The organism is Caulobacter sp. SL161 (genome assembly GCF_026672375.1).
In the GTDB taxonomy this organism is placed as follows: Bacteria; Pseudomonadota; Alphaproteobacteria; order Caulobacterales; family Caulobacteraceae; genus Caulobacter.
On sequence record NZ_JAPPRA010000001.1, the window covers coordinates 1,591,022 to 1,617,459 of the forward strand.

The window sequence follows — 26,438 nt, forward strand, 5'->3', positions numbered from 1 at the left end:
CAACCCATTCCAGTGAGGCGTTAAATGGACCTGATCAGTCAGACGGTGGTGGACGGCAAGGCGGGGCCCGGCGCGCCGCCGACCTATCCGACACTCAAGGACGTCGATCTCGCCGACATCTTCCGTTTCACCAAGGGTCAGCCCTGGGCCGACTTCGCGCGGATGCGGCAGGAGGCGCCGGTGATGTGGCATCCTGAGCCGATGGGCGGGCCGGGCTTCTGGGCCCTGACGCGCTATGAGGACGTCCACCGGGTCAATGGCGATCCGGAGACCTTCTCGTCCCAGCGGGGCGGCATCCTGATGTCGATGGGCGCGCCCGAGAAGCGCCACGCGCTGCTGTTCCGCGCCTCGATGGACACCATGATCAACATGGATGCGCCGCATCACCTGCAGCTGCGTCGCGAGCACATGCCGTACTTCACGCCGTCCTATCTGCGCGGCCTGACCGAGCGGGTGAGGGGCGAGGTGACGCGCCTGCTAGACGCGATGGAGCCGCTGCTGGCGAACGGCGCCGAGATCGACATGGTCGAGCACTTCTCCAGCGTGCTGCCGCTGTTCACCCTGTGCGAGATCCTGGGCGTGCCGCCGGAAGACCGGCCCAAGTTCCTGACCTGGATGCACTATCTGGAGCGCGCCCAGGACCTGGCGGTCAAGCAGGCCAATGCGCCGATGCAGCCGACCCTGGAGCTCATGCAGTTCGTCATGGACTTCAACAACAACGTCGAGGAGATGTTCGAGTACGGCCGCACGATGCTGCACAAGCGTCGGGAGGACCCGAAGGAAGACCTGATGACGGCGATCGCCCGAGCCCAGCTCGATGGCGCGGTGCTGCCCGACGAGTATCTCGACGGCTCGTGGCTGCTGATCGTGTTCGCGGGCAATGACACCACCCGCAACACCCTGTCGGGCGCCATGCGGTTGCTGACCGAGTTCCCCGACCAGAAGCAGAAGCTGATCGCCGATCCGTCGCTGCTGGGCGGGGCGGTCGATGAGTTCATCCGCATGGTCAGCCCGGTCGTCTATATGCGCCGCACGGCCACTCGCGACGTCGAGGTCAACGGCCAACTGATCCGCGAGGGCGAAAAGGCGATCATGTATTACGGCGCGGCCAACCGCGATCCGGCCATGTTCGAGAACCCCGACCAACTGGACGTCACCCGCGCCAACGCCGGCAAGCACATCGCGTTCGGCTATGGCCCGCACACCTGCATCGGCAAGCGCGTCGCCCAGATCCAGCTGGAGGAGGCCTATCGCCAGATCCTGGCCCGGTTCCCCGATCTGAACTGGACCGGAAACATCGAGATCGCGCCGAACAACTTCGTGCACGCGATCAGCAAGCTGGGTGTGAAGCGGGGATAAAGGGCGCGCCGGCGGCGAGGATTACGTCTCGCGCGCCGGCGCTGTAGGGCGTCCGGATATGGGGGGTTCCGGACGCCGTTAGAATGGCTCAGATCACCCCCCTCGCGCGCCGCGACGCGCGGTCGCAGCAAACCCAAAACGGCAGAGCGCCCAGGCGGCCCGCGACCGGGTCTTGTTCTTCGGCGTCTTCGGGTCATACGATCGTTTAAAATCAGGCCGAGGAGAACGCCATGTCGACACCGACCTTCGAGACCCTGCTGTACGACGTCGAGGACGGGATCGCGACGATCACCCTCAATCGCCCCGACCGCATGAACGCCTTCACCGCCCGGATGATGAAGGACCTGATCGAGGTGTTCGACGTCACCGACGCCGACGACGCGGTGAAGGTGGTGATCATCACCGGTGCGGGGAGGGCGTTCTGCGCCGGCGCGGACCTCGGCGGCGGCGGCGCCACCTTCGATCGCACCAGCCCCCAGGCGCTGGAGCGTGAGGAGGGCAAGGTCGGCGACATCTATCGCGACGGCGGCGGCCGCGTGACCTTGCGCATGTACGACAGCCTCAAGCCGATCATCGGCGCGATCAACGGCGCGGCCGTCGGCGTGGGTGTCACCATGCAGCTGCCGATGGACATTCGCATGGCCTCGACCGAGGCCAAGTTCGGCTTCGTGTTCGCCCGCCGGGGGATCAATCCCGAGGCCGCCTCCAGCTGGTTCCTGCCGCGTCTGGTGGGTCTGCAGACGGCGCTGGAGTGGTGCTACACCGGCCGCGTGTTCCCGGCGTCCGAGGCGCTGGAGAAGGGGCTGGTGCGCTCGCTGCACGCGCCCGACGACCTGCTGCCCGCCGCCCGCGCCCTGGCCCGCGAGATCGCCGACAACACCGCGCCCGTTTCCGTGGCGCTGACCCGCCAGCTCTTGTGGCGCATGGCCGGCGCCGACCATCCGATGGAAGCGCATAAGGCCGACAGCCGCGCCATCCAGTCGCGCGGCTCGTCCGGGGACGCCAAGGAGGGCGTCACCTCGTTCCTCGAAAAGCGCGCGCCGGTCTATCCGAACAAGGTCTCGAGCGACGTGCCCGACATCTGGCCGGAATGGGAGCAGCCGGAGTTCCGGTAGGGCTTTGAGCGCCCCCTCCGTCGCGTCGCTTCGCGCCACGACACCTCCCCCGTTTCACGGGTGAGGAGGACTTTCATCCTCCCTCGCATGCGGGGGAGGTGGCTCGACGCCGATAGGCGGCGAGACGGAGGGGGCGCAGGCGCATTTGCCGCGCCGCCGCTCACCGCCCGTTAATCACGCTCTGGTCTGTTCAGGCCCATGAGCGAAGCCGCGCTGACCCCCGCGTTCGAAGAGCCCGAGGCCCCCAGGGCCGCGCCGCGTTCGCGCTCGACCCTGCTCAAGCGACTGGCCGACGTGGTCTGCCTGCCCAGCAGCCGGATCAACGCCTTCGAGCGCTCGATGACGGCCGACCTGCTGGTCGAGATGCTGCGTGACGCCAATGTCGGCGAACGCGAGAAGGTGGCCCGTCGTCTTGCCATGCTCAATGAAATGCCGGGGGTGCTGGTGCGCCTGCTGCTGCGCGACGAGCTGCCGGTGGCGCGCGCCCTGCTGGTCGATTCCGAGAAGCTGTCGGACGCTGACCTGATCAGCTGCCTCTATCAGGCCACGACCGAACACCGCCGCCTGATCGCCCAGCGTCGCGGCGTCAGCGAGGTGGTCGCCGACGCCCTGATCGACATGGGCGAGCCTGCCGTCATTGAGACCCTGCTACGCAACGAGCTGGTCAAGCTCAGCCATCAGGGCGTCGAGAACATCGTGGCCGCCACGCGCGACGCCCAGCACCTGATCCCGCTGCTGCTGCGCCGCGCCGAGCTGCGGCCCAGCCATGCCTATGTGATGTTCTGGTGGGCGGATTCCGAGGCGCGGCGGGTCATTCTCCAGCGCTTTGCGGTGTCGCGCGAAATTCTCCAGGACGCGGTGGGGGACGTCTTCGCCCTGGCCTCGGCCGAGGGCTGGCAGGATCCGCTGTCGCGCAAGGCCCTGCAGTTCATCGAGCGCCGCCAGCGCAACCGCGCCGCCATCGCCAAGAGCCCGTTCAACAGCCTCGATGAGGCCGTCGCCGCGGGGGAGGGCGGCTTCACCCGCGAGATCGCCGAGGAGATCTCCTACCTGTCGGGCCTGAAGCCGATGACCGGCGCCAAGATCTTCACCGATCCGGGCGGCGAGCCCCTGGCCATCCTGTGCAAGGCGACCGGTTTGCCCCGCGGCTGCGTGCGCCAGCTCTGGCGCGGCCTGCGCCGCCAGGAGGTCGATCGCACCGGCGCCACCGACCCGAACCTCGAGCGTGTGCTGACGGTCTATGACGCCATCGCCGTCGACCGCGCCCAGACGGTGCTGCGCTATTGGAACTGGTCGCTGACCTCGGCCCTGACGCCGGCCCTCCTGAAGGCGATCCGCGACGGGGACGAGGCCGCCGTTGACGAATACTCGGCCCCGCAGCGCGCCGCCATGCTGGCGCTCTCGCGCGACTTTGGACGCTAATGTCTGGATATCGGCGGTATCAGATCGCGGCCCATATCGATACTCAGGATATCAAGCACGCATTTCTAGCCATTTCCAGTAACCGAGAGCCTTCTCGAACATTGGAGTATTACAAATGATCTCTTGAGGAGGTCCGTATTGCTCGTTGTGGTCAATATGGGTATGCACCCCTCGACTGATCTAGGAATCAGCCGCACCAGCAAAAAGTTTTGGCGACGGGCGAGGCATATGGAAGATCAATCGGACCTGATCGAGATGACGGCGGGCATCGTTTCGGCCTATGTCGGCAACAACGTGGTTTCGACCGCCGACCTGCCGGCCTTGATCAAGCAGGTTCACGCCGCGCTCGCCAATGTCGGCGCCCCGGCCGCCGAGCCGGCCCCCACGCCGAAGGAGCCTGCGGTTCCGGTCAAGAAGTCGATCACGCCCGACTATCTGATCTGCCTGGAAGACGGTCGGAAGTTCAAATCGCTCAAGCGCCACCTGCGCACCAAGTACGACATGACGCCCGAGGACTACCGCGCCAAGTGGGGCCTGCCCAAGGATTACCCAATGGTGGCGCCCAACTACGCCGAGGCGCGCTCGAACCTCGCCAAGCAGATGGGTCTCGGCCAAGGCGGCCGCAAACCTGCGCGCAAGGCGAAATAGCCGAGTCGGAACAAAAGCTTGGCCGTTCGCGGCCTCCGCCAGGATCAGCGCCCGTCGTCCGAACCCGGACGGCGGGCGTTGTCGTTGATAGTTGACTCATCCCGGGAATCTTGTCGCGCGACATGTTTTTCGCTTGCCGCCGATTCGTTCCTTAAGCGATAGTGAATCGAAGTGATTCCAATAGCTTGTTAAGGACTCTGAAGATGTCCGCGCAATTGAGCGCATCCGCCACGGCGGCCCGCGCTCACCAGGAGATGTTCGCCTACTGGGCGTCCCTCCGTCGGGGGGCGAGCCTCCCCGCGCGCGTCGACCTGCATCCTGCGAGCATGAAGCGGCTGCTGCCGACCGTCAGCCTGATCGACGTGGTCGGCGGCGCGCCGCGCGACTATCGCCTGCGCCTGGCGGGCACCGGGCTCTACGGCGTCTATGGCCGTGAGATCACCGGCCGCCTGATCGGTGACGTCTACAACGCCGCGGCCGTCGACTACTGGCGCAAGGAACTGGACAAGGTCGTGGACGAGCGTCGTCCCGGCGTCGGCGTCCACAGCCTGGCCTGGCGCGGCGCGCCGCACATGTCGATCCTGTGGCTGCGCCTGCCGCTGGCCAGCAACGGCAAGGACGTCGACATGATCCTCGGCTACGACGCCGTGGTCGGCGCGGCCGCCGAGAGCGGCTCGGGCATCCGCGCGGCCTGAGGGCGCGCTTGGTCTCGCGGCTCGCGGTGCGGGTGGGGCGAGAGTCGCTGATGGGGGAGCGGAGTTTCCCCAAGCCCCGTCATCCCGCGCTTCATGCGCGGGACCCATGGTTCAGCTTTTACGTGAGATTGCTATTCGGCTCCGCACCTGCGGCGGACAAATGGGTCCCGCGCATAAAGCGCGGGATGACGACCAGATGTAGTTCTGGAATGGGTGGAATGCGGACAGGCCGCAGGCCCCCACCGGACCATGCTTCGCATGGTCGTCCGCCCCCATAGGGGGCAGAAGGTGCGATCTCTTCTTCCCCCTCCGGGGGAGGAGCGCCGAAGGCGCGGAGGGGGCAAGTGTGGGTCGTAAGCAGCCGTTCTCAGCCTATTCGACTGTCAGAGTATGATGCCTTGGCGGTAAGCGATCTTCGCGGTCCCATGTGGGCGGGCGCCGCGCTTCGTTGCGATGAGCGCGATAGGTCTCTCAATTCGACACCACAGGTGACCTTTGCACTCGTCCAGCTCCAGTCGGGTTGTCGTGTTCGTTTCGACATGCAGGTCGAGCCGGGTAGGGTCTGAACCGAAGTTACGCACGACCGCGTCAGCGCCGAAGATACGCTCGACCGTCGCTTTGATGAATGCTGCCTCGGCATCCAATAGTGGCGAGGGAGCGACTGGTTGGAGTGGCGGCTTTGCTGCGGGCATGGCCGGAGCATAAGTGCCGAGTAGGGCGGATGCCAACGTCCGACCAGGGTGGAAGGGCCGACAAAGTGCCCTCTCCCATGGGGAGAGGGTCGGGGTGAGGGGGTACGGCGTTCGACGGAGCGCCGGCACGCCGTCAAACCTCGTAACCCCTCTCCCTCCCACCGCTTCGCGGCGGGCCCCTCCCTCTCCCTTTGGAAGAGGGGTTTATGTCCGCAACGGGTCGTAGCCTGCCTCCAGAATCCTGGCCTCCCCGGCGAGCATCGGCGGCCCGGTCGAACCAACAGCAGGCTATCGGCTAGGCTCCACGTGACGTTGCCCTCACGCCTCCAGAAACGCCTCGACCTCGCGGCGGTTCGGCATCGACGGTGCGGCGCCGGCTTTCTGCACCGACAGGGCGGCCGCCGCGTTGGCCGTTTCAACCGCCTCGGCCAGGTCCATGCCGGCGGCCAGGGTCGCGGCCAGGGCGCCGCAGAAGCAGTCGCCGGCCCCGACGGTGTCCACCGCCTTGACCTTCTTGCCCTCGACCAGGAAGGCCTCGTCGCGCCGCACCACGGCCGCGCCCGCCGCGCCCAGCGTGACGATGATCGTCTGGTCGGGGCGGCTCATCAGCTTGCGCGCGGCGACCGAGACCTCTTCCAGCTTGACGGGCTCGCGGTCGAGCTTGGCGTAGGTGGCCAGTTCGGTCTGGTTGACGATCAGGATGTCGGTCAGCGGGAACAGCGCCGCGCCCTGGGGCAGGGCCGGGGCGGCGTTCAGGATCCGCAGGGCGCCCTTGGCCGCGCCGGCGCGGAACAGCGTCTCGATCGCCGTGGCCGGTGTCTCCAGCTGGCAGAGCAGCACCCGCTGGCCCTCGATCGGCGTGGCGGCCACCTGCTGGGGCGTGACCATGGCGTTGGCGCCGGCGGTCACCACGATCATGTTCTCGGCGCTGTTGGCGACCCAGACATGGGCCTGGCCTGTGGGCACGCCCGGCAGTTCGACCACGTCGCCGACCTGCACGCCATAGCCGGCCAGCTTGGCTTTCAGGCTGGCGCCGCTGTCGTCGCCGCCGACGGCGCCCATCAGCCGGGTGGCCACGCCCATGCGGGCGGCCGCTACGGCCTGGTTCGCGCCCTTGCCGCCCAGGAACAGTTCCAGCGAAAGGCCCGCGACGGTCTCGCCCGGGCGGGGCAGGTCATCGACCCGCGCCACAGCGTCCAGATTGATCGAGCCGAGAACGAAAACAGTCATGATCCGGGTCTTCTAAAGGTTTATCCGGCGGCGCCGCGCTGGAAGCTCTCGACAAGACTGCCGGCCACGAGTCTCCAGCCGTCCACTAGCACGAAGAAGATCAGCTTGAACGGAAGACTGATCGAGGCCGGCGGCAGCATCATCATACCCATGCTCATCAGCACGCTGGCCACGACAAGATCGATGACCAGGAACGGGATGAACAACAGGAAGCCGATCTCGAAGGCGCGCTTCAGTTCCGAGATCATGAAGGCGGGCGTGACGACCTTGAGCGGGGTCTCCTCGGCCGTTCTCGGCTGCGGGATCTTCGACAGGCGCACAAACAGCGCCAGGTCGTCGCGGTCCACCTGGCTGAGCATGAACTGCTTGACCGGTCCGCCGGCGGCCTCGAACGCCTCGGGCAGCTCCATCTGCTGATCCAGCAGCGGCTTGATCCCCGCGTCGTAGGAGCGCTCGAAGGTCGGGCCCATGACGATGGCCGTCAGGAACAGCGCCAGGCTGATGATCACGGGGTTGGGCGGACTTTGCTGCACGCCGATGGCGGTGCGGAGCAGGCCCAGAACCACCACGATCCGGACGAACGAGGTGGTCATGATCACGATCGACGGGGCCAGGGACAGCACCGTCATCAGGCCCACCAGCTGGACGACGCGTTCGGTCAGGCCAGCACCCGTGCCCAGATTGATGTTCACGGCCGACTGGGCCATGGCCGCCGCCGGCATGATGGCGCAGGCGAGGGCCGCCAGCACCGAGATGACCGCGGCGCGGCGCAGGTCTTCCGCCTTGGCGCCGATCACGGATTTGAAGAGGTCGCGGATCATCAGGCCACGGGCTCCGGTTCGGCGACGGGGGATGGGGAGAGGGCGGACGCCGGGGGCGGGCCCTTGGGCGTCCAGTTCAGCAACTGGCCTTCGCCCAGCAGCACCAGGCGTTCCTCACCGTCCAGGCTGACGACGACCAGTCGCCGGGTCGGGTCCAGGGCCAGGCTCTCGACCACCCTCAGGCGACGGTCCTGGCGCGCGGCGATGGCCCGGCCGATGGAGTCGGGCCCGTACTTGCGCAGCGCCCAGGCCGCCAGGCCGATCAGGCCCAGGGTGAAGGCCAGGGCCGCTAGGGCGCGGATGAATTCAATGACGTCCATGGGCTCGGGGCCGCTCTCGGCGAGACAACTTGGCGCAGGGAAACGCCCCTACGGATCCTTGTGTGCCTGAGGCTTCTTAATGCCGGATTAACCCTGTTTCTTCACCATGTTCGCATGGGTCCGGACGATATCCCTCTTTTCGGCATGCTCAAGAGCCGCCTCGGTTATCTGACCGAGCGCCAGAAGCTTGTCGCCCAGAACGTGGCCAACTCCGACACCCCCGGCTATCGGCCCAGCGACCTGAAGCCGTTCAGCTTCCAGGCCTCGCTGATGAACAACGCGGCGGGGCCGGTCTATCGCGGCGGACGGGCTGCGCCGACCTCGGGCGTCACCATGATCGCCACCACCACCTCGCATATGGGCCGGCCCAACGCCCCCAGCGCGTGGCGGGCGACGGCGGGCGCCGACTCGGAGACGACGCTGGACGGCAACGCGGTCTCGCTCGAGGACCAGATGCTCAAGATGACCGACGCGCGGATGAACTACGACGCGGCGATCAGCTTCTACCAGAAATCCATGACCATGCTCCGCATGGCCGCTCGCAAACCTTCCGGCTGAGGACTTTAGGCGATGCCCGAGATCAAGTCCCAATCCCTCGCGACCATGGCTGTGGCCTCGTCGGCCCTGCGCGCCCAGCAAGGGCGCATGCGGGTCATCGCCGAGAACATCGCCAACGCCAACTCCACCGCGCGCACGGCGGGCGGCGACCCCTATCGCCGTCAGGTGCCGGTGTTCAAGCCGACCACGGTCCAGGGCGGCGAGGGCGTGCAGATGCTGCGCGTCGATCCCGACCAGAGCGACTTCAAGACCGAGTACGATCCCGGCAACCCGGCCGCCGACGCCAAGGGCTACGTCAAGCTGCCCAACGTCAACACCATGGTCGAGGCGCTGGACATGAAGGAGGCGCAGCGCGCCTACGAAGCCAACCTCAATGTCATCGAGACCGCGCGCTCCATGCAGTCGCGCACGCTCGACATCCTCAAGAAGTAGGGGCTAGGCCATGATCACCGCGCTCGCCGCCGCCAAGGCCTATGCCAATTCCGGCGCCATGTCGGTCGGCTCCATCGGGTCCATCGGTGGCTCCCAGGACAAGGGCGTCGACTTCGGCGACCTGTTGAAGTCGGCCATGGACGGGGCGACCAAGGCCTCCAAGGTCGCCGAGCACAAGATCGCCGCCCAGGTGGCCGGCAAGGCTGAACTGGTCGACGTGGTCACCGCTATCAGCTCGGCCGAAGCCAGCCTGGAGACGGTGATGTCGATCCGCGACCAGGTCATCTCGGCCTATCAGGAAATCATGCGGATGCCGATCTGACGGCGTCGGTGCCCATCTTGTGATTTCTCCCAGAAAAAGGGCCGCGTCCTTGCGAGACGCGGCCCAAGTCGTTTTCGGGGGAGAAGTACGAAACGCTTACGCTCACAAACTCAGGAAGACCTTCGCCACGGCGAAGAGGCCGCCCCAGACCACGGCGTTCAGCACCGACGCCACCAGCACCGCCACGCCCAGCGGCCATTGGCGAGGCTCGCGGCGACGGGCGCGTTGCGGCCGGGGATCGAACGAACGGGTCTGCGAGGCGACGGTCATGAAACGCTCCTTAACCATGCCCCCATGGTCGAGAGTGACTCGGCCCTTGCGAACGGGACGACCTGTCGCGCGCCGCCTTGTCGCACCCTAACGAGGCTGAAACGCGCCAAGGCGTGTTTGGTTGAGCGTCGGGCCTTTAGAGAATGCCCGGCAGGTCCAGACCCTTCTCCCGCGCGCATGTCAGCGCGATGTCGTAGCCCGCGTCGGCGTGGCGCATGACGCCGGTCGCTGGATCGTTCCACAACACGCGCGCCACGCGCTTGGCGGCCGCCTCGGTGCCGTCGCAGACGATGACCATGCCCGCGTGCTGCGAGAAGCCCATGCCGACCCCGCCGCCGTGATGCAGCGACACCCAGGTGGCGCCCGAGGCGGTGTTGAGCAGGGCGTTCAGGAGCGGCCAGTCCGACACCGCGTCCGACCCGTCGCGCATGGCCTCGGTTTCGCGGTTGGGCGAGGCGACCGAGCCGGAGTCGAGGTGATCGCGGCCGATCACGATCGGGGCCTTCAGCTCCCCCTTGGTGACCATCTCATTGAAGGCCAGGCCGAGGCGGTGGCGGTCACCCAGACCCACCCAGCAGATGCGCGCCGGCAGGCCCTGGAACTTGATCTTCTTACCGGCCATGTCGAGCCAGTTGTGCAGGTGCGGGTTGTCCGGGATCAGCTCTTTGACCTTGGCGTCGGTCTTGGCGATGTCTTCGGGATCACCCGACAGCGCCGCCCAGCGGAACGGCCCGATCCCACGGCAGAACAGAGGGCGGATATAGGCGGGCACAAAACCGGGGAAATCGAAGGCGTTGGTCACGCCTTCCTCCAGCGCCATCTGGCGGATGTTGTTGCCGTAGTCGACGGTGGGAACACCGGCGGCCTGGAAATCGAGCATGGCTTTGACGTGCAAGGCCATCGAGGCCTTGGCCGCCTCGGCCACCTGCGGCGGGTCCTGGTCGCGCATCGCATGCCAGCGCTCCAGGCTCCAGCCGGCAGGCAGGTAGCCGTTGACCGGGTCGTGGGCGCTGGTCTGGTCGGTCAGCAGGTCGGGCCGCACGCCGCGCTGGAACAGCTCCGGCAACAGCTCGGCGGCGTTGCCCAGCAGGCCCACCGAGATCGGCGTCTTGGCCGCGCAGGACTCTTCGATCCAGGCCAGGGCCTCGTCGACGCTGTCTGTCGAGCGGTCCAGATAGCCGGTGCGCAGGCGCATCTCGATGGACGAGTGCTGGCACTCGATGGCCAGGCAAGAGGCCCCGGCCATCACCGCCGCCAGCGGCTGGGCGCCGCCCATGCCGCCCAGGCCCGCTGTCAGCAGCCACTTGCCCGAGAGGTTGCCGCCATAGTGCTGGCGGCCCATCTCGACAAAGGTCTCATAGGTGCCCTGCACGATGCCCTGGGCGCCGATATAGATCCACGAGCCGGCGGTCATCTGGCCGTACATGGCCAGGCCCTTGCGATCGAGCTCGTTGAAGTGCTCCCAGCTGGCCCAGCGCGGCACCAGGTTGGAGTTGGCGATCAGCACGCGCGGGGCGTCGGCGTGGGTGCGGAACACGCCGACCGGCTTGCCTGACTGCACCAAGAGCGTCTCATCATCCTCGAGCCGGCGCAGGGTCTCGACGATCTTGTCATAGCTTTCCCAGTCGCGGGCGGCGCGACCGATGCCGCCATAGACGACCAGCTCCTCCGGACGCTCGGCGACGTCGGGGTGCAGGTTGTTCATCAGCATCCGCAGGGCGGCTTCGGTCAGCCAGGACTTGGCGGTGCGTTCGGGGCCCGTGGCGGGGCGGATGACGCGGGTGGTGTCGCGGCGGGTCATGTCGTGTGCGTGCCTTTCGGTATCAGCTTCCTCCCCCGCGTGCGGGGAGGGGGACCGCGAAGCGGTGGAGGGGGCGCTTGCGGCGGAGACGCCCCCTCCGTCACGGCGCGTATCCGCGCCGCGCCACCTCCCCCGTTTCACGAGGGAGGAGAGGAACTGGCGAAGTCGACACACGCCCGCAGCACCGCCTCCAGCACCGCGCGCAGCGGCTCGGCGCGGGCGGCGTCGAAGGGCGTGGGCCAGGTGTCGGGCGTGGGCGGTTCGGCGGGGTCGTCCATGTAACCCCGGCAGGCCAGCTCCATCTGGATCGCATGGACGCCGGTCGCGGGTTGGCCGTAGTGACGCGTGGTCCAGCCGCCCTTGAAGCGGCCGTTGGTGACGCGGCTCAGACCCGAGGCGTCACACGCGGCCTCGACGGCGACGGTCAGGGCGTCGGCGCAGCTTTGGCCGCTGTTGGTGCCGAGGTTGAACTGCGGGAGCTCGCCGTCAAACAGGCGCGGAACCCGCGAGCGGATCGAGTGAGCCTCGTACAGCACCACGGTGGGATGCACCGTGCGAAGGCGCTGGATCTCGGCGCGCAGGGCGGCGTGATAGGGCTCGAACCAGGTCTTGCGGCGGTGGGCGATCTCGGCCGTGTCCGGCGGGCCGTCGCGATAGAGCGGCTCGCCGTCGAAGGTGGTGGTGGGGCAAAGCTCCGTCGTTGCCTGGCCGGGATAGAGCGAGGCGCCGGACGGGTCGCGATTGACGTCGATGACCGTGCGCGAGATCGCTGTGCGGACGAGCGTCGCGCCCATCCCCTCGGCGAAGGCGTACAGCTGCTCGACCCACCAGTCGGCGTCCTTGCGGGCCAGCCAGGGTGAGACGAGTTGGGCCTCGATGTCCGGCGGGATGTCCGTGCCGGTGTGGGGGAGGGAGATGATGAGGGGGGCTTGGCCCTGGGTGACTTGGAGCCAGCTCATCGTGTCATCCCGGCCGCAGCGAAGCGGAGAGCCGGGACCCAGGGGCCGGCGCAGCGCGGTTGCCCCTGGGTCCCGGATAAGCCCTGCGGGCTTTCCGGGATGACACCGGGGGAAGGGCTCACGCTGTCACCCCCGGCAGATCACCCACCGCCGCGATCACTGCGCCCGAGCGCACCAGCGCGTTGGCCGCCTCCATGTCCGGGTGGAAGTGGCGGTCATCCGAAAGGTGCGGAACCTTGCTCCGCGTCAGCGCCCGCACCGCCTCCAGCGCGGCGCTGGAGCGCAACGGTGCGTGGAAGTCGCAGCCCTGCGCGGCGGCCAGAAGCTCGATGCCCAGCACCGCGTCGGCGTTCTCGACCATGGCCAGGAGGCGGCGCGCGCCGTGGGCGGCCATCGAGACGTGGTCTTCCTGGTTGGCCGAGGTCGGGATCGAGTCGACGCTGGCCGGATAGGCGCGCTGCTTGTTCTCCGACACCAGGGCCGCAGCCGTGACCTGCGGGATCATGAAGCCGGAGTTCAGCCCAGGCTTCGGCGTCAGGAAGGCCGGCAGGCCCGACAGCGCCGGGTCGACCAGCATGGCGATCCGCCGCTCGGCGATCGAGCCGATCTCGCAGACCGCCAGGGCGATCATGTCGGCGGCGAAGGCCACCGGCTCGGCGTGGAAATTGCCGCCGGACAGGGCCTCGTCCGCCTCCGGGAAGATCAGCGGATTGTCCGAGACGCCATTGGCCTCGGTCTCCAGAGTCGTGGCGGCCTGGCGCAGCACGTCCAGCGCCGCGCCCATCACCTGGGGCTGGCAGCGCAGGCAGTAGGGGTCCTGGACGCGCTCGTCCTCCTTCAGGTGCGAGGCGCGGATCTCGGACGCGCTCATCAGCGCGCGAAGCGCGGCGGCGGTCTCGATCTGGCCGGCGTGGCGGCGCAGGGCGTGGATGCGCGGGTCGAACGGGGTGTCCGAGCCCTTGGCGGCCTCGGTCGACAGGGCGCCGGTGACCAGGGCCGACTGGAACAGGCGCTCGGCCTCGAACAGGCCCGCCAGGGCGTTGGCGGTCGAGAACTGGGTGCCGTTCAGCAGGGCCAGGCCCTCTTTGGGGCCCAGCGTTAGGGGCGCGAGACCCGCTTGCGCCAGGGCCTCCGCCGCCGGCAGGCGCTGACCACCGACGAAGATCTCGCCGACCCCGATCATGGTCGCGGCCATGTGCGACAGCGGCGCCAGATCGCCCGAGGCGCCGACCGAGCCTTGGCAGGGCACCACCGGCGTCAGGCCCTCGACCAGCATTTCCTCCAGCATCCGCACCGTCTCGACGCGCACGCCCGAGGCGCCCTGCGCCAGGCTCGCCAGCTTCAGGGCCATCATCAGGCGGATCACCGGGACCGGCGAGGGCTCGCCGACGCCCGCCGCGTGCGACAGCACGATGTTGCGCTGCAGGGTCTCAAGGTCGGCGTCGCCGATGCGAACGCTGGCCAGTTTCCCAAAGCCGGTGTTGATGCCGTAGACCGGCTCGCCCTTGGCCAGGATGCGCTGCACGGCCGCGGCGCTCTCGGAGATCACCGGCCAGGCGCTCTCTGCAAGACGCGCCGACGCGCCGCGATAGATCGCCTTCCACGCGGCCAGCGACACCGCGCCGGGGTTCAGAACAAGCAGGGTCACAGGCCTCTCCACACGCGCGCATGGAGCGGATTGAAGCCCATGCGATAGACAAGTTCGGCGGGACGCTCGACGTCCCAGATGGCGAGGTCGCAGGCCTTGCCGGCCTCCAGCGTGCCGCGATCGTTCAAGACGCCCAGCGCCCGCGCCGCCTCGCGCGTGACGCCGGCCAGGCACTCTTCCACGGTCATGCGGAACAGGGTCGCGGCCATGTTCATGACCAAGAGCGGCGAGGTCAGCGGCGAGGTGCCGGGATTGCAGTCGGTGGCCAGGGCCATCGGCACGCCCGCCGCGCGCAAGGCCGCGATCGGCGGCGCCTTGTGCTCGCGGGTGAAGTAGTAGGCGCCCGGCAGCAGGGTCGCGACCGTGCCTGAGGCGGCCATGGCGGCGACGCCGTCCGCGTCCAGGTGTTCCAGATGATCGGCCGAGAGGGCGTTGTATTCGGCGGCCAGGGCGGCGCCCGAGAGGTTCGACAGCTGCTCGGCGTGCAGCTTGACCGGCAGGCCGTGGGCCTTGGCCGCGTCGAACACCCGGCGGATCTGGTCGGGCGAGAAGCCGATGCCCTCGCAGAACCCGTCCACCGCGTCGGCTAGGCCGCGCGCGGCGACGGCGGGGATCATGGTCTGGCAGACGAGGTCGACATAGCCGTCCTTGTCGTCGCGATACTCGGGCGGCAGGGCGTGGGCGCCGAGAAAGGTCGTGGTGACGGCCACCCGGCGGATGTCGGCGAGCGCGCGGGCGGCGCGCAGGCTCTTGAGCTCGTTGTCCAGCGACAGGCCGTAGCCGGACTTGATCTCGATCGTGGTGACGCCCTCGGCCAGCAGGGCGTCGAGGCGCGGCAGGGCGGCTTGGGTCAGCTGGCTTTCAGACGCTGCGCGGGTCGCGCGCATGGTCGAGACGATGCCGCCGCCGGCGCGGGCGATCTCTTCGTACGAGGCGCCCGCCAGGCGCAGCTCGAACTCGTGGGCGCGGTCGCCGGCGAAGACGAGGTGGGTGTGCGGATCGATGAGGCCGGGCGTGATCCAGCGGCCGTCGACATCGATCGTCTCGGCGGCTTCGAGGGGCGGGGCGTCGGCGGCGGGGCCGGCATAGGCGATGCGGCCGTCCAGGCTGGCGATGACGCCGTCCTCGACGACGCCCAGCCCTTCGCGGCCTGGCGCCAGGGTGGCGAGACGGGCGTTGATCCACAACCGATCACAGCGCATGAGCCTGCCTCCGCCAGCACCGCGCGGCCCTTGCGGCGCGCTTCAATATGTATAGACATATTTGTGAACGATGAGGCTTGTCCAGTGACTGACACGCAAATTCCCGAGTCCGTTTCGACCGTGGTCTGGTGCGACAGCGCGCTGCTGGCGGACGGCTGGGCCCGGGGCGTGAAGTTCACGATCGCCGATGGCCGCATCGCTCGGATCGACACCGACGCCCCGGCCGGCGACGCCCTGCGCCTGGGTCCCGCTCTGCCGGGCCTCGGCAACGTCCACAGCCACGCCTTCCAGCGCGCCATGGCGGGCCTGGCCGAGACGCGCGGCGAGACGGGCGACAACTTCTGGACCTGGCGCGAGGTGATGTACCGCTTCCTGGCGCGGCTCGACCCCGACATGGCCCAGGCCATCGCCGCCATGGGCCAGGTCGAGATGCTGGAGGGCGGCTTTACCCGCGTGGGCGAGTTCCACTATCTGCACCACGCGCCGGATGGCGGCTTCTACGACAATCCGGCCGAGATGGCCGCGCGCATGGCGGCGGCGGCGGAAGAGACCGGGATCGGCCTGACCCTGCTGCCGGTGTTCTACGCCCACAGCAATTTCGGCGGCCTGCCGCCGACCGACGGCCAGAAGCGGTTCATTCATGACGTCGATGGCTTCGCGCGACTGGTCGAGGCTTGCCGGGGCATCGTCGCGGGCCTGCCCGAGGCGGTGGTCGGGATCGCGCCGCACAGCCTGCGCGCGGTGACGGGCGAGGAGCTGGACGCCATCCTGCCGCTGGCCGCCAGCAGCCCGGTCCACATGCATGTGGCCGAGCAGACGAAAGAGGTTGACGACTGCCTGGCCGCCACCGGCCAGCGCCCGGTGCGCTGGCTGATGAACCATACCGAGGTCGACCAGCGCTGGTGCCTGATCCACGCCACCCACATCAACGCCACCGAGACTGAGCGTCTGGCCAAGAGCGGCGCGGTGGCGGGCCTTTGCCCGGTGACGGAGGCCAATCTGGGCGATGGGATCTTCCCGACCCCGGACTATCTGGCCGCTGGCGGAAGCTTCGGAATCGGCACGGACTCCAACATCGTGATCGACGCCGCCCAGGAGCTTCGGACCTTGGAATACGCCCAGCGCCTGACCCGACGGGCGCGCAATGTGCTGGCCGGCGGCCCGCGCCGCGCCACGGGCGGCGACCTCTGGCGCGCTGCGGCTCTCGGGGGCGCCCGGGCCCTTGGGGCGGGGCGCGGTAAGCTGCGGCGCGGCGCGCCGGCCGACTTCGTCACCCTCGATCCGAACCACCCCAACCTGGTCGGCCGCACGGGCGACACCCTGATCGACAGTCTGGTCTTCGCCGGCGGCGGGATCGACACCGTCTGGCGGCACGGCAAGCAGCTGGTCTCCGGCGGCCGCCACCGCGCCCGCGAGGCGATCACCGCCCGCTATGTCGAGACCCTGAAGGCCCTGCTGGCGTGACGGGGCCGCTGCACCAGCGCATCCGCGCCGACATCGAGGCCCGCATCCGCTCCGGCGAATGGGCGCCGGGCCATCGCGCCCCGACCGAGGCCGAGCTGCTGGGGTCTTACGGCTGCTCGCGGATGACCGTGAACAAGGCGATGATCGCATTGGTCGATGCCGGTCTGATCGTGCGCCGCAAGCGCGCCGGCTCGTTCGTGGCCAGGCCCAAGGTCCATGCGCCGGTGCTCAACATCCCCGACATCCAGTCCGAGATCATCGCGCGCGGTGAGACCTACGCCTTTCGCCTCTTGTCGCGAACGGTCCGGGCGCCGGACCGCGACAGCCCCGAGGAGGTCGCGCTGGCGGCGGGCGGTAAGCTGCTGGCGCTGGACGGGGTGCATGACGCGGGCGGCCGCCCCTTCGCCCTGGAGCGCCGCCTGGTCTCGCTGAAGGCGGTTCCCGAGATCGCCACCGCTGACTTCGAAACCCATCCCCCCGGCGCCTGGCTCCTGGAGCACGTGGCCTGGACCGAGGCCGAGAGCCGCATCAGCGCGGTCAACGCCGAGGCTGAGGACGCCCGGCTGCTGGCGCTCGACGAGGGCGCGGCCTGCCTCGTCGTCGATCGCCGCACCTGGCGCGAGGGCCAGCATGTGACGCGCGTCCGGCAGGTGTTCCCGGGTGAGGCCTACGACCTAGTGGCGCGGTTCGGGCCAGGGGCGTGAGCGGCGCAGATTGTTCGGATGTCGGTCCTGGTGGCGGGGGGCGGGATCGAACCGCCGACCTGTGGGTTATGAATCCACCGCTCTAACCATCTGAGCTACCCAGCCAGACCAGGAGGCGCGGCTTATAGGCGAAGAGCGGGCAGGATTTCAAGCGCCTGCGCTTGGCCTTCCATGACAATCGTCGGCTTCTCTGGCGTGTCATCCCGGCTCTACGCGCTTCGCGCTGCGGCCAGGATGACGTGGGTTTTACGTTTTCTGCGTCTTGCTGGTATCCGGCGGACGAAAGGCGTGCGCCTGCGCTATTCCGCCACGATCGCGGCCGTCACCGCCCCCAAAGCCTTCACCGCGTCGGCCGGCGCGAGCCTGACCTGCAGGCCCCGCTGGCCGCCGTTGATGAAGACGTAGGGCTCCGACAGCGCGGCCGATTCCAGCACCGTGGGTAGCCGCTTCTTCTGACCGAAGGGGCTGACGCCGCCGACCTTGTAGCCGGTGATCCGCTCGGCGTCGGGCACGGGGGCCATGGCGGCGGACTTGCCTTTCAGGGCGGCGGCCAGCTTCTTCATGCTGACCTCCTGGTCCGAGGGCAGGATGGCGCAGGCGGGCTTGCCGTCGAGCATGACGATCAGGGTCTTGAGCACCCGGCGCGGGTCTTCGCCCAGGGCCTCGGCGGCCTGCAGGCCGACGCGCTCTGATCCGGGGTCGTAGTCGTAGGTATAGAGATCGAAGACGACGCCGGCCTTGGTCAGGGCGATTGTGGCGGGGGTGCTCCTGGACATGGACCACGTGATACTCAACTGGTGTCGGTGTTGGAATACGGATCGCTGATGACGGCTTTTGATCGACGTACTTTGCTGCAAGGCGCCCTGTCCTTGGGCGCGGCGGGGCTGCTTCCGGGCTGGGCGACGGCCGCCGGTGCGCAGCGGTCTCCGCCCGCCTTGTCGGGCGAGGAGATCAAGCTGACGGTCGGCCACACGATGGCGAAGATCGACGGCAAGGCCGGCCATGCCGTGACCGTCAACGGCGCCATTCCCGGGCCGCTGATCCGGCTGAAGGAAGGCCAGAACGTTCGCCTGTCCGTCACCAACACCCTGGACGAGGACACCTCGATCCACTGGCATGGCCTCTTGGTGCCGTTCCAGATGGACGGCGTGCCGGGCGTCAGCTTCCCCGGCATCAAGCCGGGCGAGACCTTCACCTATGAATTCCCGATCCGCCAGTCGGGCACCTACTGGTGGCACAGCCATTCGGGCCTGCAGGAGCAGATGGGCCACTATGGGCCGATGATCATCGACCCGGCCGGCGAGGACCCGATCGCCTATGACCGCGAGCATGTGGTCGTGCTGTCGGACTGGAGCTTCCTGCATCCGCACGAGCTGTTCCGGAAGCTGAAGGTCAGCCCCGGCCACTTCAACAGGCAAAAGCAGACCGTGGGCGGACTGCTCAAGGGCCAGGACCAGTCGCTGAAGGACCGGCTGGAGTGGGGCAAGTTGCGGATGGACCCCACCGACATCGCCGACGTGACGGGCTCGATCTACACCTACCTGATGAACGGCCACGGGCCGGTCGACAACTGGACCGGGCTGTTCGCCCCCGGCGAGCGGGTGCGGCTGCGCTTCATCAACGCCGGGGCCATGACCATCTTCAACGTCCGCATTCCGGGCCTGTCGCTGGAGGTGGTGGGAACCGACGGCCAGCTGGTGTCGCCGGTGGCGGTGGACGAGTTCCAGATCGCCCCCGCCGAGACCTTCGACGTCATTGTGCGGCCGACCGAAGACAAGGCCTTCACCCTGGTGGCCGAGGCCTCGGACCGGTCGGGCATGGCGCGCGGGACCCTGGCGCCGCGCCTGGGCATGACCGCCGTCGTTCCGCCGCTGCGCCGGCGTCCGGTGGCCAACATGAAGGACATGGGCATGGGGAACATGCATCACGGCATGGACATGCCGGGCATGGACATGTCGATGCGGGCCCAGTCCAACGCCCCGAACGTGCCGCTGACGCCGGGCGTGCAGACCATCTCGCCGATGCCGATGGACCGCATGGCCGAGCCGCCGCAGGGCCTGGAGGACGCCGGTCACCGCGTGCTGACCTATGCGGACCTGGCCAGCCTCTATCCGCCCAAGGATCCCAGAGCGCCGGGCCGGACGATCGAGATCCACCTGACCGGCAATATGGAGCGCTTCATGTGGGCGTTCGACGGCGAGGCGTTCGGACCGATCAAGACACCGATCGCCTTCCAACGGGACGAGCGCGCGCGCGTGGTGCTGATCAACGACACCATGATGGCCCACCCGATCCACCTGCACGGCCACTTCTTCGAGCTGGTCAACGGTCAGGAACGCCAGCCCTTGAAGCACACGGTCAATGTCGCGCCGGGCGGCAAGGTCGCCTTCGACCTGACGGCCGACGAGCCCGGCGACTGGGCGTTCCACTGCCATCTGCTGCTGCACATGCATGCGGGGATGTTCAACGTCGTCACCGTGCGGCCTCTGGATGGAGCCGCCGCGTGATTGTCGACCTGCAGCACGAGCATCATCACCCCGCCCCGGCCGTGGCCGTCGCTGCGCCTGCGCCCAAGGCGGCGGACCCGCACGCGGGTCACCGCATGCCACAGGCGACTCCGGCCGACCCTCACGCCGGACATGACATGCATCACGCTGCGCCTGCGGCGTCAGGCGCCACGGCCGCGCCGCCGCCCATTCCCACCGACCACGCCGCCGAGCGCTTCTACAGCCCGGCGGTGATGGCCGCCGCCCGCGCCCAGCTGATGAAGGAGCATGGCGGCGGGACCGCCTGGGTGGTGCGCGCCGAGGTTCTGGAACATCGGTTCCGCAACGGCGACGACGCCCAGGCCTTCGAAGGCCAGGCCTGGTGGGGGACTGACGCCAGCAAGTGGGTGGTCAAGGCGCGCGGTGAGCGTGTCGATCGGCACGGCTGGGAGAAGGCCGAGTTGGAGGGCCTGAAGGCCTGGCCGATCGGTCCCTATTTCGACCTGCAGGCGGGGGTGCGCTACGACCTCGCGCCGAAGGGGCGCAGTTACGCCGCCGTCGGCTTCGAGGGACTCGCGCCCTACTGGTTCGAACTGCACGGCGCGGCCTATGTCTCGGATCGCGGCGACGTCTCGGCCAGGGCCGAGGCCGCCTATGACCTGCGCCTGACCCAGAGGCTGATCCTGCAACCGCGCCTGGAGGCCGATGTGGCCGAGGCGGGGGCAGGGCGGCTCGAGGGCGGCTTGCGCCTGCGCTACGAGATCAAGCGCGAATTCGCGCCCTATGTCGGCGTGGTGCGCGAGCGGGCGTTCGGCCCGGCCCGCGAGGTGGGCGAGCGCGCCGGGGCGACGGCGGTGGTGATCGGCGTCAGCGCCTGGCGGTAGGCGGCCAGACTCGTCCGGCGATGCGCATTATCTTGGGTGTCATCCCGGAAAGCCCGGAGGGCTTATCCGGGACCCAGGGGCCAAGCGCAGTGCAGTGGTCCTGGGTCCCGGCTCTCCGCTGCGCTGCGGCCGGGATGACATGCTTTAAGGCGGCAAGGACGACGCACCGTCGTGAGAGTTTGCCCTCCCGTAAAGGATAGCTTGCCGCCAGGGTAAACCTGTCCCAACATCTGTTTGACCGGACGCAGAGCCGGCGAACGAGGGAGACAGGCTGGATGTCCGACGCGATCGACTTCGACCGCATGAACACCCTGGGCGACGTGCCGCGCTATCACGCCGAGGCGCGGCCCGAGGCAGTGGCCTTCAGCTTCGAGGGGCGCGAGACGACCTTCGCCCAGCTGGACCGCCACACCAATCAGGTGGCCAACGCCTTGATCGCGGCGGGCCTGTCGACCGGCGACCGCATCGCCTATGTCGGCAAGAACAGCGACCACTATTTCGAGCTCCTGCTTGGCGCGGCTAAGGCTGGCGTCGTCACCACGCCCATCGGCTGGCGCCTGGCCGCGCCGGAGATCGCCTATATCGTCGGTGACAGTGAGGCCAAGCTGGTCTTTGTCGGCCGCGAGCTGATCGGCCATGTCGACGCGGTCGCCGCCGAGCTGACCCATCGTCCGGTGGTGATCGCCATGGAGCCCGAGGGCGCCGACGACTATCAAACCTTCGAGGGCTGGCGCGACGCGGCCAGCGATGTCGATCCGCACAAGCCGATCCAGATCTCGGACATCGCCATCCAGCTCTATACCTCGGGCACCACGGGGCGGCCCAAGGGCGCGATGCTGACCCATCACAACCTCCTGGGCATGCGGCGCGAAGCGGCCAAGAACCCGCTGGAGTGGAACCAGTGGGGCCCCAGCGACGTCAGCCTGGTGGCCATGCCGGTGGCCCATATCGGCGGCACCGGCTGGGGCCTGGTGGGCCTGATCAACGGCGCCAAGGGCGTGGTCGCCCGCGAGTTCGACCCGACCAAGGTTCTGGACTTCATCGAGAAGGATCACATCTCGAAGATGTTCATGGTGCCGGCGGCGCTGCAGATCGTGGTGCGGCTGCCAAGGGCGCGCGAGGTCGACTATTCGCGCCTGACCCACATCCTCTATGGCGCGGCGCCCATTCCGTTGGATTTGCTGCGCGAGTGCATGGAGGTGTTCGGCTGCGGCTTTGTCCAGCAGTACGGCATGACCGAGACGACCGGTACGGTGGTCTATCTGCCGCCCGAGGATCACGATCCGGCCGGCAACAAGCGCATGCGCGCCGCGGGCTTGCCCATGCCCGGCGTGGAGCTGAAGATCATCGACGAGGCCGGCAAGAGCCTGCCGCCCAACACGGTGGGCGAGGTCGCCGTGCGGTCCAGCGCCAACATGGCCGGCTACTGGAAGCTAGACGAGGCCACGGCCAAGACCATGGACGCCGACGGCTGGCTGCGCACCGGCGACGCGGGCTATCTGGACGAGGACGGCTATCTGTTCATCCACGACCGGGTGAAGGACATGATCATCTCGGGCGGCGAGAACATCTATCCCGCCGAGGTCGAGAGCGCGGTCTATGGCCACCCGCACGTGGCCGAGGTGGCGGTGATCGGCGTGCCCGACGACAAGTGGGGCGAGGCGGTCAAGGCGGTGGTCGCGCCCAAGCCCGGCGTGACGCCCGACGCCGACGACATCATCGCCTTCGCCCGCACCCGCATCGCCCACTTCAAGGCGCCCAAGAGCGTGGACTTCATCCCGGCCCTGCCGCGGAATGCGTCGGGGAAGATCCTGCGGCGGGAGTTGCGCGCGCCGTATTGGGAGGGGCGTGAGCGGCAGGTGAACTAGAGGAAATCCTCCCCCCAGCGGGGGAGGTGGCGCGAAGCGCCGGAGGGGGAAGTTGTTTGGACCTGCCTCTTCCCCCTCCGTCGTCCCTGCGGGCCGACACCTCCCCCGCTGGGGGGAGGATCATTTCACTCCACAAACGCCTCGACGCTCTCCCGATCCCCGACCAGGAACGCATCGGCCACCAGCGCCAATGGGCGAACGTCCACCTCCGAACGCCCCTCGGCGATCAGGGTCGCGAAGCGGTCGTAGAGGCCGGGATACTCGCGATCCTCGCCGACCTCGACGGCCGCCCCGTTGATCGTCAGCTCGGCCCCGCCCAGCGACAGCTTCAGCACGCCGTCGTCGGTCCAGGCGGTGATGTCCCAGGTTTGCGGACCGGTCTGCAGGAAATCGAGATCGGCGGTGATCGGCACGCCGCTCAGGGTGGTCATGTCGACATGGCCGGCGATCGGCGCCTGGACGTTCCCGGGCACCTGCAGCGTCGCGCCGGTGACGAACACCTCTTCGGGCATGATCTCGGTCAGGATCGACAGGGCGTTGATGGCCGGATCGAAGACGCCCATGCCGCCGGCCTGCCAGATCCAGGCCTGCCCCGGATGCCAGCGGCGGACGTCCTCGCGCCATTCGATGGCCAGCTTCTGGAGTTTGCGTTCCGCCAGCCAGGCCTTGGCCTTGGGAACCCCAGCGGCGAAGCGCGAATGCCAGCTGGTGAACAGGACGACGCCCTGGTCGCGCGCCACGGCGGCCAGTTCGTTGACCTCGCCCACCGTCACGCCCGGCGGCTTCTCGAGAAACACGTGCTTGCCTGCGCGCAGGGCCGTCAGCGCCGTCTCGCGCCGCACCTGCGGCGGGGTGCACAGCGCCACCGCGTCGATCGCCGGGCCTTGGGCCAGAAGCTCATCAAGGTCGTGAAAGACCGGAAGATCGCCATGAGCCGGACGGCCGTGGCTGGCGGCCGCGACGAGGCTAAAGCGCGGATCCCCGGCGAGGGCGGGAAGATGCTGGTCATGGGCGATCTTGCCCAGGCCCACGAGGCCAATGCGGATCACGCTGCTTGTCTCCCCTTCGCCGCGATAGGGCGGTGGCCCTAATTATGCGATGAATGGCGCGAGGCAAACCGACGGTCAAAAAAGGGAGCGTCGCGGGTGGCGACGCTCCTTTAGGGGGAAGAGACGCAGGGAACGGCGGGAGGCGTGCAGCCGCCTACCGGACGCTCACTACTTCGCCGCCGGGGAAACCGGCAGGCTCCGAGCCGCCAGTGTGACCTGGGCGGTGGAGGTGATAGCCCGGGACGAAGCGCCCAGGGCGATGTCGTACTGGCCGGCCGCGATCGACCAGCCGTGCGCCTTGCTGTCCCAGACGGCCAGCAGGCGCGGATCGACCGTGACGGTCACGCGCTGGCTGGCGCCGGGGGCGAGGGAAACCTTCTGGAAGCCGGCCAGGCGCTTGGGCGCCTCCCAGCCACCGGCCTTGGGGCCGACATAGACCTGCGGCACGTCCTTGCCGGGACGCTGGCCGACGTTCTTGACGTCGAAGCTGACCGTGACCTTGTCGCCGGCGGCGCTGGCCGTGAGGTTCGAATAGGCGAACTGGGTGTAGGACAGGCCGTGCCCGAAGGCGAACAGCGGCTCGATCTTCTTCAGGTCGTACCACTTGTAGCCGACGGCGGCGCCTTCCAGCGTGTAGTCGACGTCGAACATCTCGCCGTCGGGCTTCCCCAGACCGTCCAGCTTGGGACGGGGCAGTTCGGCGACGCTCTTGGGGAAGGTCACCGGCAGGCGGCCCGAGGCGTCGACCTCACCGGTCAGCACGCGGGCGATGGCCTCGCCGCCGGCCGTGCCGGGGAACCAGGCCTCGACCACGGCCCCGACCTTGTCGAGCCACGGCATCAGGACCGGGCCGCCGGTCAGCAGCACCACGACGGTCTTCTTGTTGGCCGAGGCCACGGCGTCGATCGTCGCGTCCTGGTTCTTGGGCAGGTTCAGGGTCTCGACGTCGACGGACTCGGTGGTCCACTGGTCGGCGAAGACCAGGGCAAGATCACTGGCCGCAGCCAGCTTGGCGGCGCGGGCCGGATCGGTCCCGTCGTCATAGACGACCTTGGCGCCGGGATAGCGGGCGGCGATCGCCTTCAGCGGCGACGAGGGATAGTAGATCACCGGGCCCGGCCAGGTCTTGGGTTCCAGGCCCTGCACGGCGCGGCCGCCGACGGGATAGACCTGCGAGGAGCCGCCGCCCGACAGCACGCCCACATCGGCGTAGGCGCCGATCACGGCGATGGTCTTGGCGGTCTTGGCCAGGGGCAGCAGGCCGCCGTCGTTCTTCAGGAGGACGATGCCCTCCTCGGCGTCGGCCTGGGTGATCTTGGCGTGGGCGGCCAGGGTCTCGGCCGGCAGGGCCATCGGCGCGCCCGTCAGCGGATGATCGACCACGCCGCTGGCGAACATCGCGCGCAGGACGCGGCGGGCCATGTCGTCGATGCGGGCCTGGCTGACGGCGCCCGAGGCGAGATCGGCTTTCAGCGGGGCGGCGAAGAAGGGCTGCTTGTCGAAGGCGTCGCCCGCCGACTCCTGGTCAAGGCCGGCGTTGGCCGCCTTGGCCGACGAGTGGGCTGCGCCCCAGTCGGACATGACATAGCCCTTGTAGCCCCAGTCCTTCTTCAGGACCGTGTTGAGCAGCCAGTCGCTCTCGCAGGCATAGACCGAATTGACGCGGTTATAGGCGCACATCACCGAGTGCGGGTCGGACTGCTCGATCGCGAACTGGAACGCCAGCAGGTCGGACATCCGCGCGGCGGTGTCGTCGATGTTGGAACTGACCACGAAGCGCCCGGTCTCCTGGGCGTTCAGCGCATAGTGCTTGATGGTCGAGATGATGTTGTTGGACTGGATGCCCCGGATCTGCGCGGCGACCATGACGCCGGCCAGCAGGGGGTCTTCGCCGCCATATTCGAAGTTGCGGCCGTTGCGCGGCTCGCGGACCAGGTTCACGCCGCCGGCGAGTTGCACGTTGAAGCCGGAGTCGCGGGCTTCCTTGCCGATCATCGCGCCGCCCTTGAAGGCCAGCTCGGGGTTCCAGGTCGCGGTGGTGGCCATGCCCGAGGGCAGGGCGGTGCGCTCACGGAATTCCTTGGCGCTGCCCTGGGTGGCCACGCCGACGCCGGCGTCGGTCTGGAACTGGGCCGGAATGCCCAGGCGCGGCACGCCCGCGACATAGCCCGCCGAGCCCGGCAGGGACTCAGGGATGCGGGTGTACTTCGGCTTCATGTCGGCGCCGAAGTAGCCGAAGATCAGCGTGAACTTCTCATCGTTGGTCATGGCCTTGAGCACGAGGTCCGCGCGCTTGTCGGCGTCCAGGCTCTTGTCCATCCACGGATGCGCAGGCGCGGCGGCCGGCTTTCCGGCGTTGGCTAGGGCGGCCTCGGCCAGGGCGGGGACGACGCTCAGCGCCGAGGCCGAGGCGCTGATCAGCAGGGCCAGCGAGAGGCTCCGCAAGGTCGTCGAAATCATGTTTCCTCCGTGGTGTTCTTCTTAGAGGC

The 26,438-nt window shown here is 68.4% G+C and carries 25 protein-coding genes, 1 tRNA gene and 3 pseudogenes; 17 read left to right on the forward strand and 12 right to left on the reverse strand.

Annotation, left to right across the window (positions count from 1 at the left end; translation table 11 throughout):
* The first annotated feature begins 24 nt into the window (after nt 1-24).
* From OVA11_RS07745 to OVA11_RS07770, 6 genes are all read left to right on the forward strand, one after another.
* Nucleotides 25-1,359 carry a cytochrome P450 gene (locus OVA11_RS07745; protein ID WP_268066901.1) on the forward strand — a complete coding sequence of 445 codons (1,335 nt, stop codon included), beginning with the start codon at nt 25-27 and terminating at the stop codon, nt 1,357-1,359.
* Between the two features lie 230 nt (nt 1,360-1,589).
* Nucleotides 1,590-2,474, forward strand: coding sequence for a crotonase/enoyl-CoA hydratase family protein (locus OVA11_RS07750; RefSeq protein WP_268066902.1), 885 nt, complete (start codon nt 1,590-1,592; stop codon nt 2,472-2,474).
* Between the two features lie 198 nt (nt 2,475-2,672).
* Nucleotides 2,673-3,896, forward strand: a complete 1,224-nt coding sequence (locus OVA11_RS07755; RefSeq protein WP_268066903.1) for a DUF2336 domain-containing protein — start codon at nt 2,673-2,675, stop codon at nt 3,894-3,896.
* Nucleotides 3,897-4,124: 228 nt separating this feature from the next.
* Complete coding sequence (locus OVA11_RS07760) at nt 4,125-4,544, forward strand: MucR family transcriptional regulator (RefSeq protein ID WP_268066904.1); 420 nt, start codon at nt 4,125-4,127, stop codon at nt 4,542-4,544.
* 197 nt (nt 4,545-4,741) lie between these two features.
* The gene (mopJ, locus tag OVA11_RS07765) at nt 4,742-5,239 is read left to right on the forward strand and encodes a motility/cell cycle regulatory protein MopJ (RefSeq protein WP_024265646.1); all 498 of its coding nucleotides are present in this window, start codon (nt 4,742-4,744) and stop codon (nt 5,237-5,239) included.
* Nucleotides 5,240-6,025: 786 nt separating this feature from the next.
* The gene (locus OVA11_RS07770) at nt 6,026-6,157 is read left to right on the forward strand and encodes a hypothetical protein (RefSeq protein WP_268066905.1); all 132 of its coding nucleotides are present in this window, start codon (nt 6,026-6,028) and stop codon (nt 6,155-6,157) included.
* Nucleotides 6,158-6,249: 92 nt separating this feature from the next.
* Here the strand turns inward: OVA11_RS07770 and OVA11_RS07775 are convergent, their stop codons facing one another.
* Genes OVA11_RS07775 through OVA11_RS07785 form a run of 3 tightly spaced genes read right to left on the reverse strand, consistent with a single transcriptional unit; the run spans nt 6,250 to nt 8,302 of the window.
* Nucleotides 6,250-7,161 carry a ribokinase gene (locus OVA11_RS07775; RefSeq protein ID WP_268066906.1) on the reverse strand — a complete coding sequence of 304 codons (912 nt, stop codon included), beginning with the start codon at nt 7,159-7,161 and terminating at the stop codon, nt 6,250-6,252.
* 20 nt (nt 7,162-7,181) lie between these two features.
* Nucleotides 7,182-7,982, reverse strand: coding sequence for a flagellar type III secretion system pore protein FliP (gene fliP / locus OVA11_RS07780; protein WP_268066907.1), 801 nt, complete (start codon nt 7,980-7,982; stop codon nt 7,182-7,184).
* Nucleotides 7,982-8,302 carry a FliO/MopB family protein gene (locus tag OVA11_RS07785; RefSeq protein ID WP_268066908.1) on the reverse strand — a complete coding sequence of 107 codons (321 nt, stop codon included), beginning with the start codon at nt 8,300-8,302 and terminating at the stop codon, nt 7,982-7,984. The genes fliP and OVA11_RS07785 overlap by 1 nt, the downstream gene beginning before the upstream one ends.
* Nucleotides 8,303-8,416: 114 nt before the next feature.
* Here OVA11_RS07785 and flgB point away from each other — a divergent pair, with 114 nt between their 5' ends.
* The 3 genes from flgB to fliE are packed head-to-tail and all read left to right on the forward strand — an operon-like array spanning nt 8,417 to nt 9,614.
* Nucleotides 8,417-8,860, forward strand: a complete 444-nt coding sequence (flgB, locus tag OVA11_RS07790; protein ID WP_012640104.1) for a flagellar basal body rod protein FlgB — start codon at nt 8,417-8,419, stop codon at nt 8,858-8,860.
* 12 nt (nt 8,861-8,872) lie between these two features.
* On the forward strand, nt 8,873-9,292 hold the full coding sequence (gene flgC, locus OVA11_RS07795; protein WP_268066909.1) for a flagellar basal body rod protein FlgC: 420 nt from the start codon (nt 8,873-8,875) through the stop codon (nt 9,290-9,292).
* Between the two features lie 10 nt (nt 9,293-9,302).
* Nucleotides 9,303-9,614 (forward strand): flagellar hook-basal body complex protein FliE, encoded by a 312-nt coding sequence (gene fliE, locus OVA11_RS07800; protein ID WP_010918839.1) that lies wholly within the window; start codon nt 9,303-9,305, stop codon nt 9,612-9,614.
* A 102-nt stretch (nt 9,615-9,716) separates the two neighbouring features.
* Here fliE and OVA11_RS07805 read toward each other — a convergent pair whose 3' ends face one another.
* Together OVA11_RS07805 and hutU are read right to left on the reverse strand one after the other, a co-directional pair.
* Entirely contained in the window at nt 9,717-9,884 is a 168-nt protein-coding gene (locus tag OVA11_RS07805; RefSeq protein ID WP_024265647.1) for a hypothetical protein, read from the reverse strand.
* 136 nt (nt 9,885-10,020) lie between these two features.
* Nucleotides 10,021-11,685, reverse strand: a complete 1,665-nt coding sequence (hutU, locus tag OVA11_RS07810) for a urocanate hydratase (protein WP_268066910.1) — start codon at nt 11,683-11,685, stop codon at nt 10,021-10,023.
* Nucleotides 11,686-11,743: 58 nt separating this feature from the next.
* On the opposite strand from hutU, the pseudogene OVA11_RS07815 reads away from it, so the two are divergent.
* Nucleotides 11,744-11,834 (forward strand): annotated as a pseudogene (locus tag OVA11_RS07815) (hypothetical protein); the annotation flags it as partial.
* Here OVA11_RS07815 and hutG read toward each other — a convergent pair.
* Complete coding sequence (gene hutG, locus OVA11_RS07820) at nt 11,823-12,644, reverse strand: N-formylglutamate deformylase (protein ID WP_268066911.1); 822 nt, start codon at nt 12,642-12,644, stop codon at nt 11,823-11,825. The pseudogene OVA11_RS07815 and the gene hutG overlap by 12 nt on opposite strands.
* On the opposite strand from hutG, the pseudogene OVA11_RS07825 reads away from it, so the two are divergent.
* Nucleotides 12,641-12,721: pseudogene (locus OVA11_RS07825) on the forward strand (hypothetical protein); the annotation flags it as partial. The gene hutG and the pseudogene OVA11_RS07825 overlap by 4 nt on opposite strands.
* 41 nt (nt 12,722-12,762) lie before the next feature.
* Here OVA11_RS07825 and hutH read toward each other — a convergent pair.
* Both hutH and hutI read right to left on the reverse strand, forming a co-directional pair.
* On the reverse strand, nt 12,763-14,304 hold the full coding sequence (gene hutH, locus OVA11_RS07830) for a histidine ammonia-lyase (RefSeq protein ID WP_268066912.1): 1,542 nt from the start codon (nt 14,302-14,304) through the stop codon (nt 12,763-12,765).
* The gene (hutI, locus tag OVA11_RS07835) at nt 14,289-15,494 is read right to left on the reverse strand and encodes an imidazolonepropionase (RefSeq protein WP_268066913.1); all 1,206 of its coding nucleotides are present in this window, start codon (nt 15,492-15,494) and stop codon (nt 14,289-14,291) included. Before hutI ends, hutH begins: the two co-directional genes overlap by 16 nt.
* 84 nt (nt 15,495-15,578) lie before the next feature.
* Here hutI and OVA11_RS07840 point away from each other — a divergent pair, with 84 nt between their 5' ends.
* Nucleotides 15,579-16,958 (forward strand): formimidoylglutamate deiminase, encoded by a 1,380-nt coding sequence (locus tag OVA11_RS07840; RefSeq protein WP_268066914.1) that lies wholly within the window; start codon nt 15,579-15,581, stop codon nt 16,956-16,958.
* Nucleotides 16,955-17,662 (forward strand): histidine utilization repressor, encoded by a 708-nt coding sequence (hutC, locus tag OVA11_RS07845; protein ID WP_268066915.1) that lies wholly within the window; start codon nt 16,955-16,957, stop codon nt 17,660-17,662. The genes OVA11_RS07840 and hutC overlap by 4 nt, the downstream gene beginning before the upstream one ends.
* Before the next feature lie 28 nt (nt 17,663-17,690).
* Here the strand turns inward: hutC and OVA11_RS07850 are convergent.
* Nucleotides 17,691-17,767, reverse strand: a tRNA-Met gene (locus tag OVA11_RS07850).
* A gap of 194 nt (nt 17,768-17,961) precedes the next feature.
* On the reverse strand, nt 17,962-18,438 hold the full coding sequence (ybaK, locus tag OVA11_RS07855; RefSeq protein ID WP_268066916.1) for a Cys-tRNA(Pro) deacylase: 477 nt from the start codon (nt 18,436-18,438) through the stop codon (nt 17,962-17,964).
* 45 nt (nt 18,439-18,483) lie between these two features.
* Between ybaK and OVA11_RS07860 the strand changes: the two genes are divergently transcribed.
* The 4 genes and pseudogenes from OVA11_RS07860 to OVA11_RS19800 form a co-directional block, all read left to right on the forward strand.
* Nucleotides 18,484-20,169, forward strand: a complete 1,686-nt coding sequence (locus OVA11_RS07860; RefSeq protein ID WP_268068924.1) for a copper resistance system multicopper oxidase — start codon at nt 18,484-18,486, stop codon at nt 20,167-20,169.
* Nucleotides 20,166-21,032, forward strand: coding sequence for a copper resistance protein B (locus tag OVA11_RS07865; protein ID WP_268066917.1), 867 nt, complete (start codon nt 20,166-20,168; stop codon nt 21,030-21,032). Before OVA11_RS07860 ends, OVA11_RS07865 begins: the two co-directional genes overlap by 4 nt.
* Nucleotides 21,033-21,307: 275 nt before the next feature.
* Nucleotides 21,308-22,900 carry a fatty acid--CoA ligase gene (locus OVA11_RS07875; RefSeq protein ID WP_268066918.1) on the forward strand — a complete coding sequence of 531 codons (1,593 nt, stop codon included), beginning with the start codon at nt 21,308-21,310 and terminating at the stop codon, nt 22,898-22,900.
* Between the two features lie 3 nt (nt 22,901-22,903).
* A pseudogene (locus tag OVA11_RS19800) lies at nt 22,904-23,039 on the forward strand (NlpC/P60 family protein); the annotation flags it as partial.
* Here OVA11_RS19800 and OVA11_RS07885 read toward each other — a convergent pair.
* Both OVA11_RS07885 and OVA11_RS07890 read right to left on the reverse strand, forming a co-directional pair.
* On the reverse strand, nt 23,026-23,949 hold the full coding sequence (locus OVA11_RS07885) for a Gfo/Idh/MocA family protein (RefSeq protein ID WP_268066919.1): 924 nt from the start codon (nt 23,947-23,949) through the stop codon (nt 23,026-23,028). The pseudogene OVA11_RS19800 and the gene OVA11_RS07885 sit on opposite strands and share 14 nt — an antisense overlap.
* 168 nt (nt 23,950-24,117) lie before the next feature.
* Nucleotides 24,118-26,409, reverse strand: a complete 2,292-nt coding sequence (locus tag OVA11_RS07890) for a beta-glucosidase family protein (RefSeq protein ID WP_268066920.1) — start codon at nt 26,407-26,409, stop codon at nt 24,118-24,120.
* Nucleotides 26,410-26,438 lie beyond the last annotated feature (29 nt).

Bases quoted from the DNA above. Each gene is read 5' to 3' on its own strand.
- OVA11_RS07745 (WP_268066901.1), top strand. From the start codon at position 25: ATGGACCTGATCAGTCAGACGGTGGTGGACGGCAAGGCGGGGCCCGGC.
- OVA11_RS07750 (WP_268066902.1), top strand. From the start codon at position 1,590: ATGTCGACACCGACCTTCGAGACCCTGCTGTACGACGTCGAGGACGGG.
- OVA11_RS07755 (WP_268066903.1), top strand. From the start codon at position 2,673: ATGAGCGAAGCCGCGCTGACCCCCGCGTTCGAAGAGCCCGAGGCCCCC.
- OVA11_RS07760 (WP_268066904.1), top strand. From the start codon at position 4,125: ATGGAAGATCAATCGGACCTGATCGAGATGACGGCGGGCATCGTTTCG.
- OVA11_RS07775 (WP_268066906.1), bottom strand. From the start codon at position 7,161: ATGACTGTTTTCGTTCTCGGCTCGATCAATCTGGACGCTGTGGCGCGG.
- fliP (WP_268066907.1), bottom strand. From the start codon at position 7,982: ATGATCCGCGACCTCTTCAAATCCGTGATCGGCGCCAAGGCGGAAGAC.
- OVA11_RS07785 (WP_268066908.1), bottom strand. From the start codon at position 8,302: ATGGACGTCATTGAATTCATCCGCGCCCTAGCGGCCCTGGCCTTCACC.
- flgB (WP_012640104.1), top strand. From the start codon at position 8,417: ATGGGTCCGGACGATATCCCTCTTTTCGGCATGCTCAAGAGCCGCCTC.
- flgC (WP_268066909.1), top strand. From the start codon at position 8,873: ATGCCCGAGATCAAGTCCCAATCCCTCGCGACCATGGCTGTGGCCTCG.
- fliE (WP_010918839.1), top strand. From the start codon at position 9,303: ATGATCACCGCGCTCGCCGCCGCCAAGGCCTATGCCAATTCCGGCGCC.
- OVA11_RS07805 (WP_024265647.1), bottom strand. From the start codon at position 9,884: ATGACCGTCGCCTCGCAGACCCGTTCGTTCGATCCCCGGCCGCAACGC.
- hutU (WP_268066910.1), bottom strand. From the start codon at position 11,685: ATGACCCGCCGCGACACCACCCGCGTCATCCGCCCCGCCACGGGCCCC.
- hutG (WP_268066911.1), bottom strand. From the start codon at position 12,644: ATGAGCTGGCTCCAAGTCACCCAGGGCCAAGCCCCCCTCATCATCTCC.
- hutI (WP_268066913.1), bottom strand. From the start codon at position 15,494: ATGCGCTGTGATCGGTTGTGGATCAACGCCCGTCTCGCCACCCTGGCG.
- ybaK (WP_268066916.1), bottom strand. From the start codon at position 18,438: ATGTCCAGGAGCACCCCCGCCACAATCGCCCTGACCAAGGCCGGCGTC.
- OVA11_RS07875 (WP_268066918.1), top strand. From the start codon at position 21,308: ATGTCCGACGCGATCGACTTCGACCGCATGAACACCCTGGGCGACGTG.
- OVA11_RS07890 (WP_268066920.1), bottom strand. From the start codon at position 26,409: ATGATTTCGACGACCTTGCGGAGCCTCTCGCTGGCCCTGCTGATCAGC.